The 18,987-nt window shown below is 63.0% G+C and carries 9 protein-coding genes; 6 read left to right on the forward strand and 3 right to left on the reverse strand.

Features of this window, described 5'->3' with window-relative positions:
• Positions 1-106: 106 nt before the first annotated feature.
• Complete coding sequence (gene glnE / locus J4E58_RS02710) at positions 107-3,046, reverse strand: bifunctional [glutamate--ammonia ligase]-adenylyl-L-tyrosine phosphorylase/[glutamate--ammonia-ligase] adenylyltransferase (RefSeq protein WP_087089835.1); 2,940 nt, start codon at positions 3,044-3,046, stop codon at positions 107-109.
• Between the two features lie 381 nt (positions 3,047-3,427).
• Between glnE and aceE the strand changes: the two genes are divergently transcribed.
• The 4 genes from aceE to msrA all read left to right on the forward strand — a co-directional run bounded on the left by aceE (position 3,428) and on the right by msrA (position 11,756).
• Positions 3,428-6,073, forward strand: a complete 2,646-nt coding sequence (gene aceE / locus J4E58_RS02715; protein ID WP_007926801.1) for a pyruvate dehydrogenase (acetyl-transferring), homodimeric type — start codon at positions 3,428-3,430, stop codon at positions 6,071-6,073.
• An 11-nt stretch (positions 6,074-6,084) separates the two neighbouring features.
• Complete coding sequence (gene aceF, locus J4E58_RS02720; protein WP_087089833.1) at positions 6,085-8,031, forward strand: dihydrolipoyllysine-residue acetyltransferase; 1,947 nt, start codon at positions 6,085-6,087, stop codon at positions 8,029-8,031.
• A 310-nt stretch (positions 8,032-8,341) separates the two neighbouring features.
• On the forward strand, positions 8,342-11,035 hold the full coding sequence (locus J4E58_RS02725; RefSeq protein ID WP_087089831.1) for a bifunctional diguanylate cyclase/phosphodiesterase: 2,694 nt from the start codon (positions 8,342-8,344) through the stop codon (positions 11,033-11,035).
• 73 nt (positions 11,036-11,108) lie between these two features.
• Positions 11,109-11,756: a peptide-methionine (S)-S-oxide reductase MsrA gene (gene msrA, locus J4E58_RS02730; protein WP_087089829.1), complete on the forward strand. Its 648-nt coding sequence runs from the start codon at positions 11,109-11,111 to the stop codon at positions 11,754-11,756.
• A gap of 71 nt (positions 11,757-11,827) precedes the next feature.
• Here msrA and J4E58_RS02735 read toward each other — a convergent pair whose 3' ends face one another.
• Together J4E58_RS02735 and putP are read right to left on the reverse strand one after the other, a co-directional pair.
• Positions 11,828-12,664: a 23S rRNA (adenine(2030)-N(6))-methyltransferase RlmJ gene (locus tag J4E58_RS02735; RefSeq protein ID WP_007926805.1), complete on the reverse strand. Its 837-nt coding sequence runs from the start codon at positions 12,662-12,664 to the stop codon at positions 11,828-11,830.
• A 160-nt stretch (positions 12,665-12,824) separates the two neighbouring features.
• Entirely contained in the window at positions 12,825-14,309 is a 1,485-nt protein-coding gene (gene putP / locus J4E58_RS02740; protein ID WP_009041859.1) for a sodium/proline symporter PutP, read from the reverse strand.
• A gap of 461 nt (positions 14,310-14,770) precedes the next feature.
• On the opposite strand from putP, the gene putA reads away from it, so the two are divergent.
• Together putA and J4E58_RS02750 are read left to right on the forward strand one after the other, a co-directional pair.
• Positions 14,771-18,724, forward strand: coding sequence for a trifunctional transcriptional regulator/proline dehydrogenase/L-glutamate gamma-semialdehyde dehydrogenase (gene putA / locus J4E58_RS02745; protein WP_087089827.1), 3,954 nt, complete (start codon positions 14,771-14,773; stop codon positions 18,722-18,724).
• A gap of 17 nt (positions 18,725-18,741) precedes the next feature.
• A complete protein-coding gene (locus tag J4E58_RS02750; protein ID WP_087089825.1) occupies positions 18,742-18,984 on the forward strand; it encodes a hypothetical protein in 243 nt (80 codons plus the stop codon).
• Positions 18,985-18,987 lie beyond the last annotated feature (3 nt).

The following is an 18,987-nucleotide window of genomic DNA, read 5'->3' on the forward strand; positions in this document are numbered from 1 at the left end:
CTCCCCGCCTCGAGAATCCAGCCCTGCGGCATTCACCGCCAGCTCATTGTGGACGAGCCGCAACCTGGCTCGCCGGATACATTTGTGGCAACGCAGCGCACGCTGCCTAGCTTAGCCCCAGCTCGCGCCAAATCCGCAATACCTCCCGTCGCTCGCTGGCGAACTGGTCGCCAGCGATGACCCCGGCCTCGTTCTGCAAGGCCTGGCGGTGAGCCGCGGAGCGGTAGGCCTTATAGACCTCACGCAACAGACTGGCATCGGTCGCGGGCATCAGCCCGACTTCCTCCAGACCCTCCAGAATGCGGATATTGTCGGTGTAGCGCAGCAATGACGGGTGCTCTTGCGACCACGCCAGGGCCGCGTATTGCACCATAAATTCGATGTCGACGATACCACCGGCGTCCTGCTTGAGGTCGAACGGCGCCGTGGCCTCGAAGGCATTTGCCGCGGTTCCGGCAGCCGTCGCCCTGGTCCCCAGGTTGTCGCGCATCTTGGCCCGCATCTCGCTGACCTCCTGCTGCAACTTGGGCAGGTCACGGGCACGACCCAGCACCGCCGCCCGCACTTTCTCGAAGGCCTGGCCGACATCCTGGCTACCCACCAGCACCCGGGCGCGCACCAGCGCCTGATGCTCCCAGGTCCAGGCCTCGTTCTCCTGATAACGGGCGAAAGCCCCCAACGAACTCACCAGCAAGCCCGACGCCCCGGACGGCCGCAGACGCATGTCCACTTCGTACAGCTGGCCGGAGTTGGTCTGGGTGGTCAGCAGGTGAATGATCCGCTGGCCCAGGCGGGTGAAGAACTGCGCGCCGTCGATCGGTTTCGGCCCATCGGTTTCCGCCTGCGGATCGCCGTCATGGATAAACACCAGGTCCAGGTCGGAACCATGCCCGAGTTCCAGGCCGCCGACTTTCCCGTAACCGACAATAATGAAGCCGGGATCGCACAAGGTGCCATCGGTGCGCTGCGGAGCGCCGTATTTGGCCACGGTCTGGCGCCAGGCCAGGGCCAGCACCTGTTCGAGGATCGCCTCGGCCAGCCAGGTCAGGTAATCGCTGACCTTCATCAGTGGCAGGCTGCCGGCGATTTCCGAGGCTGCCACCCGCAGGCGGTGAGCCAGCTTGAAGTGGCGCAGCGCTTCCATCTGCTGCTCCAGGTCGTCCTCGGGGATGCGCGTCAGGCGTTCGCGCAGCTCGGCGGCCAGCTCCGGCGCCAGTGGCGGCTTGAACAGCCGGCCTTCGTTGAGCAATTCATCGAGCAGCAGCGGGAAGCGAGTGATCTGTTCGGCGATCCACGGGCTGGCGGCACACAGGGTCAGCAGGCGGCGCAAGGCCCCGGGATTCTCGGTGAGCAGCACCAAGTAGGCGGAACGCCGCGCTACCGCCTCGACCAGCGGCAACACCCGCTCCAGCACCAGGTCCGGATCGGCATGCTCTACCGCCTGGGCCAGCAGGCGGGGAATAAAGGCGTCGAGACGCTCGCGCCCCAAACGCTGCATGGCCCGCAATTGCGGGCTGCCACGCAGGCCGGCCAGCGCCCTGAGCGCCTTGGGCGAGTCATTGAAACCGCCTTCCTGCAACTGCCGGCAGGCGGCTTCTTCGTCCTGGGCTTCTTCCCAGAGCGGCAGCCATTCACCGCCGACCACCACTTCGCATTCGCTGCCTTCGTCTTCATCCGGGTCGGCGATCACCTGACGGAAGTGCCATTCCACCCGACCGCGCCAATACATCAGTCGCTCATGGAACGCCGCCCAGTCGGTAAAACCCAGCATGAAGGCAATACGCGCCTGGTCCTGTGGATTGTCCGGCAGCATCTGCGTCTGCCGGTCGGCGATCGCCTGGATCGCGTGCTCGGTGTAACGCAGGAATTCGTAACCTTCACGCAGCTCGGCGATCACCGCGGGCGGCAGGTAACCCTGCCCCTCCAGGGTGGTCAGCACCTTTAATAGAGGACGCTGCTGCAGGCTCAGGTCGCGCCCGCCGTGGATCAGCTGGAAAGCCTGGGCGATGAACTCGACTTCACGAATCCCGCCGGAGCCCAGCTTGATATTGTCGGCCATGCCCTTGCGCCGCACTTCCTGCTGGATCAGCTGCTTCATGGTGCGCAGCGCTTCGATCGCCGAGAAGTCCAGGTAACGCCGATAGACAAAGGGCCGCAGCATGTCGAGCAACTGCGCGCCGGCGATCTGGTCACCCGCCACCACCCGCGCCTTGATCATCGCGTAGCGCTCCCAGTCGCGGCCCTGATCCTGGTAGTACTGCTCCAGCGCATTGAAGCTCAGCACCAGGGCGCCCGCCGAACCGTAGGGCCGCAGGCGCATGTCGACGCGGAACACGAAACCGTCGACGGTCATCGGGTCCAGCGCCTTGATCAGGCGCTGCCCCAGGCGGATGAAAAACTCCTGGTTATCCAGCGCACGCTTCACGCCCACGGTCTCCCCGCCTTCGGGGTAGGCGAAGATCAGGTCGATGTCGGACGACAGGTTCAGCTCGACGGCGCCCAGCTTGCCCATGCCGAGGATGACCATCTGCTGCGGCTCGCCGCTGCGCCGGCCGGTGGGAACACCAAACTGCTCGCAGTGGCGCTGGTACAACCATTGATAGGCCTGGTCGATGCAGGCGTCGGCCATGTCCGAGAGGTCGCGACAGGTCTGCACCAGATCCGCCTGGCGTGTCAGGTCGCGCCAGATGATCCGCACCTGATGACGATTGCGCTGACGCCGCAGCACCCGCCCCAGCTCGTCTTCGCTGGTGGCCTGCTGCACCGCCGCGGCGATCTGCGCGCATAGCTCGCCCGGGCCGAAGCCGCGGTCGAGCTCACCGCCGCGCACCAGCTCCAGCAACATCAAAGGGTCACGAAGGCTCTGTTCAATGAAAAAGTCGCTGGCGGCGCTCACCCGGGCGAACTCGGCCCAGCGCTCGGGGGTCCAGGCGGCGAGCCCGTGATCGTCGTCCAGGGTCGACACGGCACTACGGAACGACTGCTCCGCACGGCTGACAAAAGGCAGGAGAGTCGCTGGGAGTTCGGCAAGCGCGGGCAGGCTCATGGGCTATCCTTGATCGGCGTAGAAAGGGGCGGTCGGGGCAAATTCTGCGGGCGCGGCCCTTGAAGGACTGTCGAACAAAAGTTAGAAATAGCTGAATTTTTTATTATTTTGGCAGCCAGCATCAAATTCTTACCCATTGGTGTTGGAAATCGACCAACAGTAACGATTATTCTCACAACGCAGCAGGAGGCCACAAGCCAATCTTCTGTAGTTTTACTACTCGTCTATACATTCGAAAGGCTGAAATGGCCGACGATTTGTAGTAAAACTACACGCCGCCGTATCAACCTCCGGCAATCCAAGAATTTTATCGTCTGCCCACAAGGCCAGTCGCAAACTCAGGCAACCGATTCTGGAAGCCTTTCCGCCCTGGAGCAAGCCATGCAAGACCTCGATCCCGTCGAAACCCAGGAATGGCTGGACGCCCTGGAATCGGTTCTCGACAAAGAAGGCGAAGACCGTGCTCACTACCTGATGACCCGTATGGGCGAACTCGCGACCCGCAGCGGCTCGCAACTGCCCTACGCCATCACCACGCCGTACCGCAACACGATTCCCGTCACCCACGAAGCACGCATGCCTGGCGACCTGTTCATGGAACGCCGCATTCGCTCGCTGGTACGTTGGAACGCGTTGGCCATGGTCATGCGTACGAACCTGAAAGATTCTGACCTGGGCGGTCACATCTCCAGCTTCGCTTCCAGTGCGACGCTGTATGACATCGGCTTCAACTACTTCTTCCAGGCGCCAACCGAAGAACATGGCGGCGACCTGATCTACTTCCAGGGCCACGCCTCCCCTGGCGTCTACGCTCGCGCTTTCATGGAAGGCCGCATCAGCGAAGACCAGATGAACAACTTCCGTCAGGAAGTGGATGGCAACGGCCTGTCCTCCTACCCGCACCCATGGCTGATGCCTGATTTCTGGCAGTTCCCGACCGTCTCCATGGGTCTGGGTCCGATCCAGGCGATCTACCAGGCGCGCTTCATGAAGTACCTGGAAGCCCGCGGTTTCATCCAGCCGGGCAAGCAGAAAGTCTGGTGCTTCATGGGCGACGGCGAGTGCGACGAGCCGGAATCCCTGGGCGCGATCTCCCTGGCCGGCCGCGAGAAGCTGGACAACCTGATCTTCGTCATCAACTGCAACCTGCAGCGCCTCGACGGCCCGGTTCGCGGCAACGGCAAGATCATCCAGGAACTCGAAGGCGTATTCCGTGGCGCCCAGTGGAATGTGAACAAGGTCATCTGGGGCCGTTTCTGGGACCCACTGCTGGCCAAGGACACCGACGGCATCCTGCAACGCCGCATGGACGAAGTCATCGACGGCGAGTACCAGAACTACAAGGCCAAAGACGGCGCCTTCGTACGTGAGCACTTCTTCAACACGCCAGAACTCAAGGCGATGGTCGAAGACCTGTCCGACGACGAAATCTGGAAACTCAACCGTGGCGGCCACGACCCGTACAAGGTCTATGCGGCCTACCACGAAGCGGTCAACCACAAAGAGCAACCGACCGTCATCCTGGCCAAGACCATCAAGGGTTATGGCACCGGCGCCGGCGAAGCGAAGAACACCGCGCACAACACCAAGAAAGTCGATGTCGACAGCCTGAAGTTGTTCCGCGACCGCTTCGACATTCCGGTCAAGGACGAAGAGATCGAAAACCTGCCGTTCTTCAAGCCGGAAGAAGGCAGTGCCGAAGCCCGCTACCTGAGCGAGCGTCGTGCCGCGCTGGGCGGTTTCGTGCCTCAGCGTCGCGCCAAGAGCTTCAACATCCCGACCCCGCCACTGGATACCCTCAAGGCCATCCTCGACGGTTCGGGCGACCGCGAAATTTCCACCACCATGGCCTTCGTGCGGATCCTCGCGCAGTTGGTCAAGGACAAGGAAATCGGCCAGCGCATCGTGCCGATCATCCCCGACGAAGCCCGTACCTTCGGTATGGAAGGCATGTTCCGTCAGTTGGGCATCTACTCGTCCGTCGGCCAGCTCTACGAGCCAGTCGATAAAGACCAGGTGATGTTCTACCGCGAAGACAAGAAGGGCCAGATCCTCGAGGAAGGCATCAACGAAGCGGGCGCCATGAGCTCCTTCATCGCGGCCGGTACTTCGTACTCCAGCCACAACCAGCCGATGCTGCCGTTCTACATCTTCTATTCGATGTTCGGCTTCCAGCGTATCGGCGACCTGGCCTGGGCCGCTGGCGACAGCCGTACCCGTGGTTTCCTGATCGGCGGTACTGCCGGCCGTACCACCCTCAACGGTGAAGGCCTGCAGCACGAAGACGGTCACAGCCACATGCTGGCGGGCACCATCCCGAACTGCCGCACCTTCGATCCGACCTATGGCTACGAGCTGGCGGTGATCATCCAGGACGGCATGAAGAAGATGACCGAAGAGCAACAGGACGTCTTCTACTACATCACCGTGATGAACGAGTCCTACCAGCAGCCAGCCATGCCGGCCGGTGTCGAGGAAGGCATCATCAAGGGCATGTACCTGCTCGAGGAAGACACCCGCGAAGCGGCGCACCACGTACAGCTGATGGGCTCCGGCACCATCCTGCGCGAAGTCCGTGAAGCGGCGAAGATCCTGCGTGAAGAATTCAACGTGGGCGCGGACGTCTGGAGCGTTACCAGCTTCAACGAACTGCGTCGCGATGGCCTGGCAGTCGAGCGCAGCAACCGTCTGCACCCGGGCCAGAAGCCTAAGCTGAGCTATGTCGAAGAGTGCCTGAGCGGCCGCAAGGGCCCGGTCATCGCCTCTACCGACTACATGAAGCTGTTCGCCGAACAGATTCGTCAGTGGGTCCCGTCCAAGGAATTCAAAGTCCTGGGCACCGACGGTTTCGGCCGCAGTGACAGCCGCAAGAAGCTGCGTCACTTCTTCGAAGTCGACCGTCATTTCGTGGTGTTGGCAGCCCTGGAAGCCTTGGCTGACCGTGGTGACATCGAACCTAAGGTCGTGGCCGAGGCCATCACCAAGTTCGGTATCAACCCGGAAAAACGCAACCCACTGGACTGCTGAGGAGATTTTTTGTGAGCGAACTCATTCGCGTACCTGACATCGGCAGCGGTGAAGGTGAAGTAATCGAACTGTTTGTGAAGGTCGGCGACCGTATCGAAGCCGACCAGAGCATCCTGACGCTGGAATCGGACAAGGCGAGTATGGAAGTTCCGGCACCCAAAGCCGGCGTCATCAAGAGCCTGAAAGTGAAGCTGGGCGATCGCCTGAAAGAAGGCGACGAGCTGCTGGAACTGGAAGTCGAGGGTGCCGCGCAAGCGGCTCCTGCGCCTGCGCCTGCCGCTGCACCGGCTGCCAAAGCCGAGGCCAAACCGGCTGCCGCGCCAGCTGCTCCTGCTGCCGCTTCGGTTCAGCAAGTGCACGTGCCGGACATCGGTTCGTCGGGCAAGGCCCAGATCATCGAGATCCAGGTCAAGGTCGGCGACAAGGTCGAGGCTGATCAATCGTTGATCACCCTGGAATCCGACAAGGCCAGCATGGAAATCCCGTCGCCTGCCGCTGGCGTGGTCAAGGCCATCAGCGTCAAGCTCAACGACGAAGTCGGCACCGGCGACCTGATCCTGGATCTGGAAGTGGCAGGTGCTGCGGCCCCTGCTGCGGCTGCTCCGGCCCAGGCGGCTGCTCCGGCACCTGCCGCTGCGCCTGCTCCTGCAGCAGCTCCGGCTGCCCCAGTGGCCGACAGCGTCCAGGACATCCACGTCCCTGACATCGGTTCGGCCGGCAAGGCCAAGATCATCGAAGTGCTGGTCAAGGCTGGCGACAGCGTTGAAGCCGACCAGTCGCTGATCACCCTGGAATCCGACAAGGCCAGCATGGAAATCCCATCGCCTGCCGCCGGCATCGTGGAAAGCGTTGCTATCAAGCTGGACGACGAAGTCGGCACCGGCGACCTGATCCTCAAGCTGAAAGTCAAAGGCGCGGCACCTGCTGCTGCCCCGGCTCCAGCTGCCGCGGCTGCGCCAAGCGCTCCGGCACCTGCCGCTGCTGCTCCGGCTGCCGCTGCACCTGCTGCCGCACCGGCCGCTGCACCTGCCAAGCCTGGCGCCAAAGTTCACGCAGGTCCTGCAGTGCGCCAACTGGCCCGCGAGTTCGGCGTCGAGCTGAGCGCTGTTGGCGCCAGCGGTCCGCACGGTCGCATCCTCAAGGAAGACGTGCAGGTTTACGTCAAAGCGATGATGCAAAAGGCCAAGGAAGCGCCAGCTGCTGGCGGCGCAACCGGTGGCGCGGGCATCCCGCCGATTCCGGTGGTGGACTTCAGCCGCTTCGGCGAGATCGAAGAAGTGCCGATGACCCGCCTGATGCAGGCTGGCGCATCGAACCTGCATCGCAGCTGGCTGAACGTGCCTCACGTCACCCAGTTCGACTCGGCCGATATCACCGAGCTGGAAGCCTTCCGGATCGCCCAGAAAGCCGTTGCAGAGAAGGCCGGCGTCAAGCTGACCATCCTGCCGCTACTGCTGAAATCCTGCGCGCACCTGCTCAAGGAACTGCCGGACTTCAACAGTTCGCTGGCGCCTAGCGGTAAAGCGATCATCCGCAAGAAGTACGTGAACATCGGCTTCGCGGTCGACACCCCGGATGGCCTGCTGGTACCGGTGATCAAGAACGTCGATCAGAAGAGCCTACTGCAACTGGCTGCCGAAGCTGCTTCCCTGGCTGAAAAGGCCCGGACCAAGAAGCTCTCGGCGGACGACATGCAGGGCGCCTGCTTCACCATCTCCAGCCTCGGTCACATTGGCGGCACCGGCTTCACGCCGATCGTCAACGCACCGGAAGTGGCGATCCTCGGCGTTTCCAAGGCCACCATCCAGCCAGTCTGGGACGGCAAAGCCTTCCAGCCGAAGCTGATGCTGCCGCTGTCGCTGTCCTACGATCACCGCGTGATCAACGGCGCCGCTGCCGCACGCTTCACCAAACGTCTGAGCGATCTGCTGGCGGATATCCGCACCATCCTGCTGTAAGACTCGGCCGGCTTCCCTGTCATGGGGAAGCCGGCCGTTGCACCCTTTTCGAGCGCCACGCTCGTACCTCAACCCCGTCGATTTGGCGGGGCTTTTTTTTGCCGAAAAATCGCTGTAACCAGCCGCCAAAGCCCGGTAAAACACCAGGAAAGATTAGCTTTCAGAAATCTTCCGTTCTGCCGATAGATTCTTATAGCACTTAGCCTTCATCTCACTTGTCAGTCAGTGCCGCATGATGCAACCTTGCCGCAGGCAACAGTAAAGAGGGCGCGAGCCCGGCGCGATCAGCATTTACCAAGCGAGTTTCCCCATGAAAAGCCAACCCGATGCCGCCAGCCGTATGGTGGCCGAGGTAGTGACGCAGTTGCCCGTGCCCTCGCGGCTCGGCATGCTGCGTTTCGAACGGCTGAATGAAGCGAGCTGGGCCCTACTGTTTCTCGATCCAAACTGTGAACGCCAATTCGGCCTGCCCGCCGTCGAGCTCTGCGCCCTGGTCGGCTCGCCCTATGCCAGCCTGATGGAACCGGAAGCCCGTTATCAGCTGCACGATGCGATCCAGCAGCAACTGACCCACAGCCCGCATTACCTGATTCGCTACACCCTGCACACCGCCAAAGGCTCACTCAGCCTGCTGGAACTCGGCGAAGCCTACAAACAACACAATCGACACCTGCTGCGTGGCTATTTTCTGGTGGTCGACGGCCTGCTCGACAACGATCAGCCGCTCTCCGCGCCCGACCTGGAAACCCAGAACAGTCGCCTGCAAATCGCCCTGGAACTCAATCAGCGCGCCCAGCAGGAACAACTCCAGCACCTCGAACGGGTGCGCGCCCAGCAAGACCTGATCCTGCTCCTGGCCCGCCAGCGCTATAGCGCCAACAACTCCCTGCTGGAAGCCGCCGAGCTGATCACCCGCAGCGCCTGCAACATCTACGAGATCGACTACGCCAGTATCTGGAACCTCGAAGGCCAGATGCTGGTGCCCATCTGCGTGTATCACCGCGACCTGCAGGAATACATCCTGCCGGAGACGATCGACGCCAGCGACTTCCCCGACTACCTCGAAGCCCTGCACACCAGCCGGGCCATCGATGCGCACAATGCCATGCGCGACCCGCGCACCCGGGAAATGGCCGAGAGCCTGCGCCCGCGCAATATCAACGCCATGCTCGACGCCAGTATCCGCATCGACGGCCAGGTGGTCGGCGTGCTGTGCCTGGAACAAGTGGGTAACACCCGCGCCTGGCAATCCGATGAAATCGCCTTTGCCGGCGAGCTGGCCGACCAGTTCGCCCAGGTCATCAACAACCACAACCGCCGTACCGCCACCAGCGCCCTGCACCTGTTCCAGCGCGCGGTCGAGCAAAGCGCCAATGCCTTTCTGCTGGTCAATTGCGACGGCGTGGTGGAGTACGTCAACCCGAGCTTCACTGCAATCACCCAGTACAGCACCGAGGAAGTCCACGGCCATCGGCTGGCGGAACTGCCGGCGCTGGAGAACCTCAGCGAACTGCTGTTCGACGCGCCCTCCAGCCTGGCCAAGAGCAACAGCTGGCAGGGCGAGTTCAAGAGCCGGCGCAAGAACCTGGAGCCGTACTGGGGCCAGCTGTCGATCTCCAAGGTCTATGGCGACAACCGCGAACTGACCCACTACATAGGCATCTACGAAGACATCACCCAGACCAAGCTGGCCCAGCAACGCATCGAGCGCCTGGCCTACACCGACAACCTGACCAACCTGGGCAACCGCCCCGCCTTCATCCGCAACCTCGACGAACGCTTCGCCCGCGACAGCGACAGCCCCATCAGCCTGCTGCTGGTGGACATCGACAACTTCAAGCGGATCAACGACAGCCTCGGCCACCAGACCGGCGACAAGCTGCTGATCAGCCTGGCCCGGCGCCTGCGTAACAGCCTGAGCCCGAGCGGCAGCCTGGCGCGCTTCGCCAGTAACGAATTCGCCGTGCTGCTGGACGATACCGACCTGGAGGCCGGCCAACAGATCGCCAGCCAGCTGTTGATGACCCTCGACAAGCCGATGTTCGTCGACAACCAACTCATCAGCGTCACCGGCTCCGTGGGCCTGGCCTGCGCACCGCTGCACGGCCGCGACCCGCAGACCCTGATGCGCAACGCCGGCCTGGCGCTGCACAAGGCCAAGGCCAACGGCAAACATCAGGTGCAGGTATTTACCGAGGCCCTGAACGCCGAAGCCAGCTACAAGCTGTTCGTGGAAAACAACCTGCGCCGCGCCCTGACCCAGAACGAGCTGGACGTGTTCTACCAGCCCAAGCTGTGCCTGCGCAGCGGACGCCTGCTGGGCCTGGAGGCGCTGCTGCGCTGGAACCATCCGGAAAAGGGCATGATCCGCCCGGACCAGTTCATCAGCGTCGCCGAAGAGACCGGCCTGATCATCCCGATCGGCAAATGGATCGCGCGCCAGGCCTGTCGCATGAGCAAGCAGCTCACCGCCGCTGGCCTGGGCAATCTGCAGGTGGCGATCAACCTGTCGCCCAAGCAGTTTTCCGACCCGGACCTGGTGGCCTCCATCGCCAGCATCCTCAAGGAAGAACAGCTGCCCGCCTCGCTGCTGGAGCTGGAACTGACCGAAGGCCTGCTGCTGGAAGCCACCGAAGACACCCACCAGCAACTCGACCAGCTGAAAAAGCTCGGCCTGACCCTGGCCATGGACGACTTCGGCACCGGCTATTCGTCGCTGAGCTACTTGAAGAAATTCCCGATCGACATCATCAAGATCGATCGCAGCTTCATCCACGAAATCCCCGCCAACCAGGACGACATGGAAATCACCTCGGCGGTGATCGCCATGGCCCACAACCTGAAAATCCAGGTGGTGGCCGAGGGCATCGAAACCGCGGAGCAGCTGTCCTTCCTGCGTCGCCACCGCTGCGATGTCGGCCAGGGCTACCTGTTCGACCGGCCGATCCCCGGCTCGGAGCTGATCGACAAGCTCAAACGTTATCCGCGCGGCCCAATCGCCTGACAGCGCTGTAACACTCGGGCAAACTGCGTGTCTGGTTAATTACTCAATCCCACCCTGACTGAGAGGACTGATCATGGTTCTGCGCTCGGAAATTCTGGTGAACAAAAACGTGCTACCTACCAAAGAACAAGCCCTGCCTGGCCGCGAAACCCCAATGACCGTGCCAGCCGAACACTTCGTCAACGGCAACCCGCTGCTGGGCCCATTCCCGGGCAACGTGGAGTTCGCCATCTTCGGCCTGGGTTGCTTCTGGGGCGCGGAACGCAAGTTCTGGCAGCGCGAGGGCGTGTTCAGCACGTCGGTGGGCTACGCCGGCGGCTTTACCCCGAACCCGACCTACGAAGAAGTCTGCTCGGGCCTGACCGGCCATAGCGAAGTGGTGCTGGTGGTCTACGAGCCGGAGAAAGTCAGCTATCAGGAACTGCTGGCGATGTTCTGGGAACTGCACAACCCGACCCAGGGCATGCGCCAGGGCAACGACATCGGCACCCAGTACCGCTCGGTAATCTATGCCACCAACCCGATCCAACTGGAGCAGGCCAAGGCCAGCGAAAAAGTGTTCCAGGCCGAGCTGACCAAGGCCGGGCTGGGCGCCATCACCACGGAAATCGAAGAAGCCCCGACCTTCTACTACGCCGAGGCCTACCACCAGCAATACCTGGCGAAGAACCCGGAAGGCTACTGCGGGATCGGCGGCACAGGCGTGACCTGCCCGATCTGAAAGCAGCGGCAAGCTGCAAGCTGTCCTGCTTCAGCTTGTAGCTTGCAGCTTGTAGCTTGTAGCTCCCCCCATTATTCGGCGATCAGCCAATCCATCTGCCAGCCGCCCTGGGTCTGGCCCAGTTTCTGCGCCAGCCACGGCAGCAGCTCGCGCAACTCCTCTTCCAGCCCCCACGGCGGGTTGGCAATCGCCAGGCCCGAGCCATTCAGGCTGTTAGGCGTATCCAGCGGATGCACCAGCAGTTCCACACGCAACAGCTTCGGCGCGCCGGTACCGGCCAGGTCCTGGTAAAAGCGGCGCAGCGCCCGCTGATCCTTGACCGGGTACCAGATGGCCGCCACCGTCTGGCGCATCCGGCCGATGGCTTCTTTCAGCGACGCGGCGCAACGCTGCATCTCGTCGAGCTGTTCGAACGGCGGGTCGATCAGCATCACCGCGCGCTTCTCGGCCACCGGCAGCAGCGCCCGCGCCACATGCCAGCCCTCGCCCAGGTGGACCGCCACCCGGCGATCGCCCTTCATGTTTTCCTTGAGCAGCAACCCGTCTTCCGGATGCTTCTCGTTGAGCAGCACCCGGTCCTGGGAACGGGTCAGGCGCCGCGCCAGCTCGGGCGAGCCCGGGTAATAACGCAGTTCGCCATCGGGGTTCATTTTGTGCAGCACCGCCATGTAGTCGGCGGTCAGCGCTGGCAGGTCCTGCTCGCCCCACAGGCGCGCGATGCCTTCCAGGTACTCGCCGGTGCGGTTGGCCTGATCGCCCTGGAGGTCGTACAGGCCGATGCCGGCATGACTGTCGAGGTAGGCGAACGGCTGCTCCTTGCGCGACATCAGGGCGATGAGGCGGGTCAGGGTCAGGTGTTTGAAGACGTCGGCGTGGTTGCCGGCGTGGAAGGCGTGACGATAGTTCATGGTTGCTCCTGCGCAGGGGGCGAAGTTTACCCTGTGCCACGGCCGGCGTCAGGTCGTGTCGGGAGCTTCCACGGCGCAGGCACGCCCATAAAAAAGCCCGCATCCCAGGGAATGCGGGCTTTTCGAATCACTGCAGGGTTAGCGTCTCAGCGACTCCCGATCAGTGGTTGAGCTTGTAGTCTTTCTCGGCGGCCTCGAAACGCTGGACCATGCCGGCGCTCGGCGCGCTCATCTTGCTCACCAGCAGGATGGCCAGGCTGGCGAAGATAAAGCCCGGGATGATTTCGTACAGGCCCAGCACATTGAAGTGCTTCCACAGGATCACGGTCACGGCGCCGACGATGATGCCGGCCAGCGCGCCGTCGCGAGTCATGCCTTTCCACAGTACCGAGATCAGCACCACAGGACCGAAGGCCGCGCCGAAACCGGCCCAGGCGTAACTGACCAGGCCCAATACGCGGTTTTCCGGGTTGGCGGCCATGGCGATGGCGACCAGGGCAACCAGCAGCACCATGGCGCGACCGACCCACACCAGCTCCAGCTGGGAAGCATGTTTACGCAGGAAAGCTTTGTAGAAGTCTTCGGTCAGGGCACTGGAGCACACCAGCAACTGGCAGCTCAGGGTACTCATCACCGCCGCCAGGATGGCCGACAGCAGCACACCGGCGATCCATGGGTTGAACAGCAGCTTGGCCAGTTCGATGAACACACGCTCGTGGTTCTCGGTCACGGGACCGGCCACTTCCGGGTGCGCCGAGAAGTAGGCGATACCGAAGAAGCCCACGGCCACGGTGCCGCCCAGGCACAGGATCATCCAGGTCATGGAGATGCGACGTGCGTTGGCGATCGACTTGACCGAATCCGCGGCCATGAAGCGCGCCAGGATGTGCGGCTGGCCGAAGTAGCCCAGGCCCCAGCCCATCAGCGAGATGATGCCGATGAAGGTGGTGTTTTTCAGCATGTCGAAGTTGCTTGGGTCCTGGGCTTCGATCGCCAGGAAGGTGGTGTCGACGCCGCCGGTGGCCAGCAGCACGATAATCGGCGTCAGCAGCAGGGCGAAGATCATCAGGGTGGCTTGTACGGTGTCGGTCCAGCTCACCGCCAGGAAACCACCGACGAAGGTGTAGGCGATGGTCGCCGCGGCACCGGCCCACAGGGCGGTCTCGTAAGGCATGCCGAAGGTGCTTTCGAACAGACGGGCACCGGCGACGATGCCGGAAGCGCAGTAAATGGTGAAGAACACCAGGATCACGATCGCGGAGATGATCCGCAGCAGCCCGCTCTTGTCCTCGAAGCGGCTGGAGAAATAGTCCGGCAGCGTCAATGCATCGCCGTTGTGTTCGGTTTGTACTCGCAGACGACCGGCGACGAACAGCCAGTTCAGGTAGGCACCGACGATCAGGCCGATGGCGATCCAGCTCTCGGACAGGCCGGACATGTAGATGGCGCCCGGCAGGCCCATCAGCAACCAGCCGCTCATGTCGGAAGCACCAGCGGAAAGCGCGGTCACCACGCTACCCAGGCTGCGGCCACCGAGGATGTAGTCAGAAAGGTTGTTGGTAGAGCGATAGGCCATGAAGCCGATCAGCACCATAGCTGCGATGTAGATCACGAACGTGATCAAGGTTGGATTGCTTGCACTCATTGAGTTACGCCCTGGCTTTGTTTTTATGTAGCGGCGGTCAGCACCACCGCTCTCAAACGACTACGTTTGAGAGACGGTTGGGTACTCCGCGCATTTATGACTGATGTTTCCCCAGGAAAGCCATCAGCCGATGAACCGGTCGCGAGGGCCGGTTGCACCTTGGGCGCGAATGCTATTCAACAACTCAAAGAAGGTGCAACCTGTTTCGCGAGAATAAGTTGCACCCAAGCGATTTTTCCGGCGAACGCCCCGTTTTTGCTCCTTTTTGGAGCAAAAACACATCGCGACAGAATTAAAAGCACCAAGCGGAAGCGCCGCCCAGGGACCGGAAATTAATTCCTGATGAGCTGCCTATTATTCCGATAAAAAACAGGTTGCACCCGGTTGCACCTCTCTCGGCTCACGGCTAATCTTGCCGCCAGCTGATGCCACGCAACCGTGGTAAACATGAGGATAAAAATATGGCTACCACCACCCTTGGGGTCAAACTCGACGACCCGACCCGCGAACGCCTGAAGGCTGCCGCAACCTCGATCGATCGCACGCCGCACTGGCTGATCAAGCAGGCAATTTTCAATTACCTGGAAAAACTCGAGGGTGGTGCAACCCTGACCGAGCTGAGCGGTTCGACCCGCACCGACGGCGATGACGCTGGCGAAGTGCAGACCGACCACGCTCACCAGTGCTTCCTCGAATTCGCCGAAAGCATCCTGCCGCAATCGGTGCTGCGCGCCTCGATCACCGCCGCCTACCGCCGCCCGGAACCGGAAGTGGTGCCGATGCTGCTGGAACAGGCGCGCCTGCCGGCCACCATGGCCGAAGCCACTAACAAGCTGGCCGCGACCATCGCCGAAAAACTGCGCAACCAGAAGAGCGCCGGCGGCCGTGCCGGTATCGTCCAGGGCCTGCTGCAGGAATTCTCCCTGTCGTCCCAGGAAGGCGTGGCCCTGATGTGCCTGGCCGAAGCCCTGCTGCGGATTCCGGACAAAGGCACCCGTGACGCGCTGATCCGCGACAAGATCAGCACCGGTAACTGGCAGCCGCACCTGGGCAACAGCCCGTCGCTGTTCGTCAACGCCGCCACCTGGGGCCTGCTGCTGACCGGCAAGCTGGTCGCCACCCATAACGAAGCCGGCCTGACCTCGTCCCTGAGCCGCATCATCGGCAAGAGCGGCGAACCGATGATCCGCAAGGGCGTCGACATGGCCATGCGCCTGATGGGCGAGCAGTTCGTCACCGGCGAAACCATCGCCGAAGCCCTGGCCAATGCGAGCAAGTTCGAAGCCAAGGGCTTCCGTTACTCCTACGACATGCTTGGCGAAGCAGCACTGACCGAGCACGACGCGCAGAAATACCTGGCGTCCTACGAGCAGGCCATCCATTCGATCGGCAAGGCGTCCCACGGTCGTGGCATCTATGAAGGCCCGGGCATCTCGATCAAGCTCTCGGCCCTGCACCCTCGCTACAGCCGCGCCCAGTACGAGCGCGTGATGGACGAGCTGTACCCGCGCCTGCTGTCGCTGACCCTGCTGGCCAAGCAATACGACATCGGCCTGAACATCGACGCCGAAGAAGCCGACCGCCTGGAGCTGTCGCTGGATCTGCTCGAGCGCCTGTGCTTCGAACCGCAGCTGACCGGCTGGAACGGCATCGGCTTCGTGATCCAGGCCTACCAGAAGCGCTGCCCGTACGTGATCGACTATGTGATCGACCTGGCGCGCCGCAGCCGTCACCGCCTGATGATCCGCCTGGTGAAAGGCGCCTACTGGGACAGCGAGATCAAGCGCGCCCAGGTCGAAGGCCTGGAAGGCTATCCCGTCTACACCCGCAAGGTGTACACCGACGTGTCCTATATCGCCTGCGCCCGCAAGCTGCTGTCGGTACCGGAAGTCATCTACCCGCAGTTCGCCACCCACAACGCCCACACCCTGTCGGCCATCTACCACATCGCCGGTCAGAACTATTACCCGGGCCAGTACGAGTTCCAGTGCCTGCACGGTATGGGCGAACCGCTGTACGAACAGGTGGTAGGCAAGGTTGCCGATGGCAAGCTGAACCGTCCGTGCCGCGTGTACGCCCCGGTCGGCACCCACGAAACCCTGCTGGCCTACCTGGTCCGCCGCCTGCTGGAAAACGGCGCCAACACCTCGTTCGTCAACCGCATCGCCGACCAGTCGATCTCCATCCAGGAACTGGTGGCCGATCCGGTCAGCCAGATCGAGCAGATGGCGACCCTGGAAGGCGGCTTCGGCCTGCCGCATCCGCGCATTCCATTGCCGCGCGACCTGTACGGCAGCGAGCGCGCCAACTCCGCCGGCATCGACATGGCCAACGAACACCGCCTGGCGTCGTTGTCCTGCGCCCTGCTGGCCACCGCCCACAACCACTGGAAAGCCGCGCCGATGCTCGGTTGCGCTTCCAGCAGCGAAACCCCGGCGCCGGTCTTGAACCCGTCCGATCACCGCGATGTGGTCGGCCACGTACAGGAAGCCACGGTCGAAGACGTCGACAACGCCATCCAGTGCGCGCTGAACGCCGCGCCGATCTGGCAGGCCACGCCACCGGCCGAGCGCGCCGCGATCCTCGAACGCGCCGCCGACCTGATGGAAGGCGAGATCCAGCCGCTGATGGGCCTGCTGGCCCGCGAAGCCGGCAAGACTTTCGCCAACGCCATCGCCGAAGTGCGTGAAGCCGTGGACTTCCTGCGCTACTACGCGGTACAGGCTCGCAACGATTTCAGCAACGACGCGCACCGCCCACTGGGCCCGGTGGTCTGCATCAGCCCGTGGAACTTCCCGCTGGCGATCTTCAGCGGCCAGGTCGCCGCCGCCCTGGCCGCCGGTAACCCGGTACTGGCCAAGCCGGCCGAACAGACGCCACTGGTCGCTGCGCAGGCCGTGCGCCTGATGCTCGAAGCCGGCATTCCGGAAGGCGTGCTGCAACTGCTGCCGGGCCGTGGCGAAACCGTCGGTGCCCGTCTGGTCGGCGACGATCGGGTCAAGGGTGTGATGTTCACTGGCTCCACCGAAGTCGCGCGCCTGCTGCAACGCAACGTCGCCGGCCGCCTGGACGCCCAGGGCCGGCCGATCCCGCTGATCGCCGAAACCGGTGGCCAGAACGCGATGATCGTCGACTCCTCGGCCCTGACCGAACAAGTGGTGATCGACGTCGTCTCCTCGGCCTTCGACAGCGCCGGCCAGCGTTGCTCGGCCCTGCGCGTGCTGTGCCTGCAGGAAGACTCCGCCGACCGCGTGATCGAAATGCTCAAGGGCGCCATGGCGGAAAGTCGCCTGGGCAACCCGGAGCGCCTGTCCGTGGACATCGGCCCGGTGATCGACGCCGAAGCCAAGGCTGGCATCGAGAAACACATCCAGGCCATGCGCGACAAAGGTCGCAACGTGTATCAGGTGGCGATCGCCGATGGCGAAGAGGTCAAGCGCGGCACCTTCGTGATGCCGACTTTGATCGAGCTGGAAAGCTTCGACGAGCTGCAACGGGAGATCTTCGGCCCGGTGCTGCACGTGGTGCGCTACAAGCGCAAGGACATCGACCAGCTGATCGCGCAGATCAACGCTTCCGGCTACGGCCTGACCCTGGGCGTGCACACCCGCATCGACGAGACCATCGCCAAGGTGATCGACAACGTCAACGCCGGTAACGTCTACGTCAACCGCAACATCGTCGGTGCCGTGGTCGGCGTGCAGCCATTCGGCGGCGAAGGCCTGTCGGGCACTGGCCCGAAAGCCGGCGGCCCGCTGTACCTGTACCGCCTGCTGTCGACCCGTCCGACCGACGCCATCGAGCAGTCGTTCGCCCGTGGCGATGCCCTGAACGCCCCGGACGTGCGCCTGCGTGATGCCATGAGCAAGCCGCTGAACGCCCTGCAAGCCTGGGCCGACAGCAACAAGCTGGCGGACCTCAGCGCCCTGTGCGTACAGTTCGCGGCGCAGTCGCAGAGCGGTGTCACCCGCGTGCTGGCGGGCCCGACCGGCGAACGCAACAGCTATGCCATCCTGCCGCGTGAACACGTGCTGTGCCTGGCGGAAGTCGAAGGCGACCTGCTGACTCAACTGGCTGCGGTCCTGGCCGTGGGTGGTTCGGCGGTCTGGCCGGAAGGCGAACCGGGCAAGGCGCTCTACGCCCGCCTGCCTGCGGAGGTGCAAGCGCGCATCCAGCGCGTGGCCGACTGGACCAAGGACGACGTGGTGTTCGATGCGGTCCTGCATCACGGCGACTCCGACCAGCTGCGCGCGGTCTGCCAGCAAGTGGCCAAGCGTGCCGGCGCCATCGTCGGGGTTCACGGCCTGTCGCAAGGCGAAACCTCGATTGCCCTGGAACGCCTGGTGATCGAGCGCGCCTTGAGCGTCAACACCGCGGCGGCCGGCGGTAACGCCAGCCTGATGACCATCGGCTGAAGCCGATAGTCAGCGGCATGAAAAAGGGCGCCCTCACCGGCGCCCTTTTTTTTCCCGATGCAATCCCTGTAGCCGCTGCCGCAGGCTGCGATAAGTCCCGCAGGGACTTCGGCGACAATGAAATCGCTACGGCCGTTCCGACCGATCGCAGCCTTCGGCAGCGGCTACAGGGGCTGTGCCTGTTTGGCATCTTTATCACCCGCATCAATCTTGCTGTTCAGCGTTTATTCACCCGCCTAGACTCGGCGCATTCCCTATAAAGC

This window comes from Pseudomonas sp. FW305-25 (assembly GCF_017351415.1).
GTDB classification, from domain to species: domain Bacteria; phylum Pseudomonadota; class Gammaproteobacteria; order Pseudomonadales; family Pseudomonadaceae; genus Aquipseudomonas; species Aquipseudomonas chlororaphis.

What these genes read in the sequence shown, in the direction of transcription:
- J4E58_RS02735 (WP_007926805.1), bottom strand. Translation starts at nt 12,664, where the DNA reads ATGAACTATCGTCACGCCTTCCACGCCGGCAACCACGCCGACGTCTTC.
- glnE (WP_087089835.1), bottom strand. Translation starts at nt 3,046, where the DNA reads ATGAGCCTGCCCGCGCTTGCCGAACTCCCAGCGACTCTCCTGCCTTTT.
- putA (WP_087089827.1), top strand. Translation starts at nt 14,771, where the DNA reads ATGGCTACCACCACCCTTGGGGTCAAACTCGACGACCCGACCCGCGAA.
- msrA (WP_087089829.1), top strand. Translation starts at nt 11,109, where the DNA reads ATGGTTCTGCGCTCGGAAATTCTGGTGAACAAAAACGTGCTACCTACC.
- J4E58_RS02750 (WP_087089825.1), top strand. Translation starts at nt 18,742, where the DNA reads ATGAAAAAGGGCGCCCTCACCGGCGCCCTTTTTTTTCCCGATGCAATC.
- J4E58_RS02725 (WP_087089831.1), top strand. Translation starts at nt 8,342, where the DNA reads ATGAAAAGCCAACCCGATGCCGCCAGCCGTATGGTGGCCGAGGTAGTG.
- putP (WP_009041859.1), bottom strand. Translation starts at nt 14,309, where the DNA reads ATGAGTGCAAGCAATCCAACCTTGATCACGTTCGTGATCTACATCGCA.
- aceE (WP_007926801.1), top strand. Translation starts at nt 3,428, where the DNA reads ATGCAAGACCTCGATCCCGTCGAAACCCAGGAATGGCTGGACGCCCTG.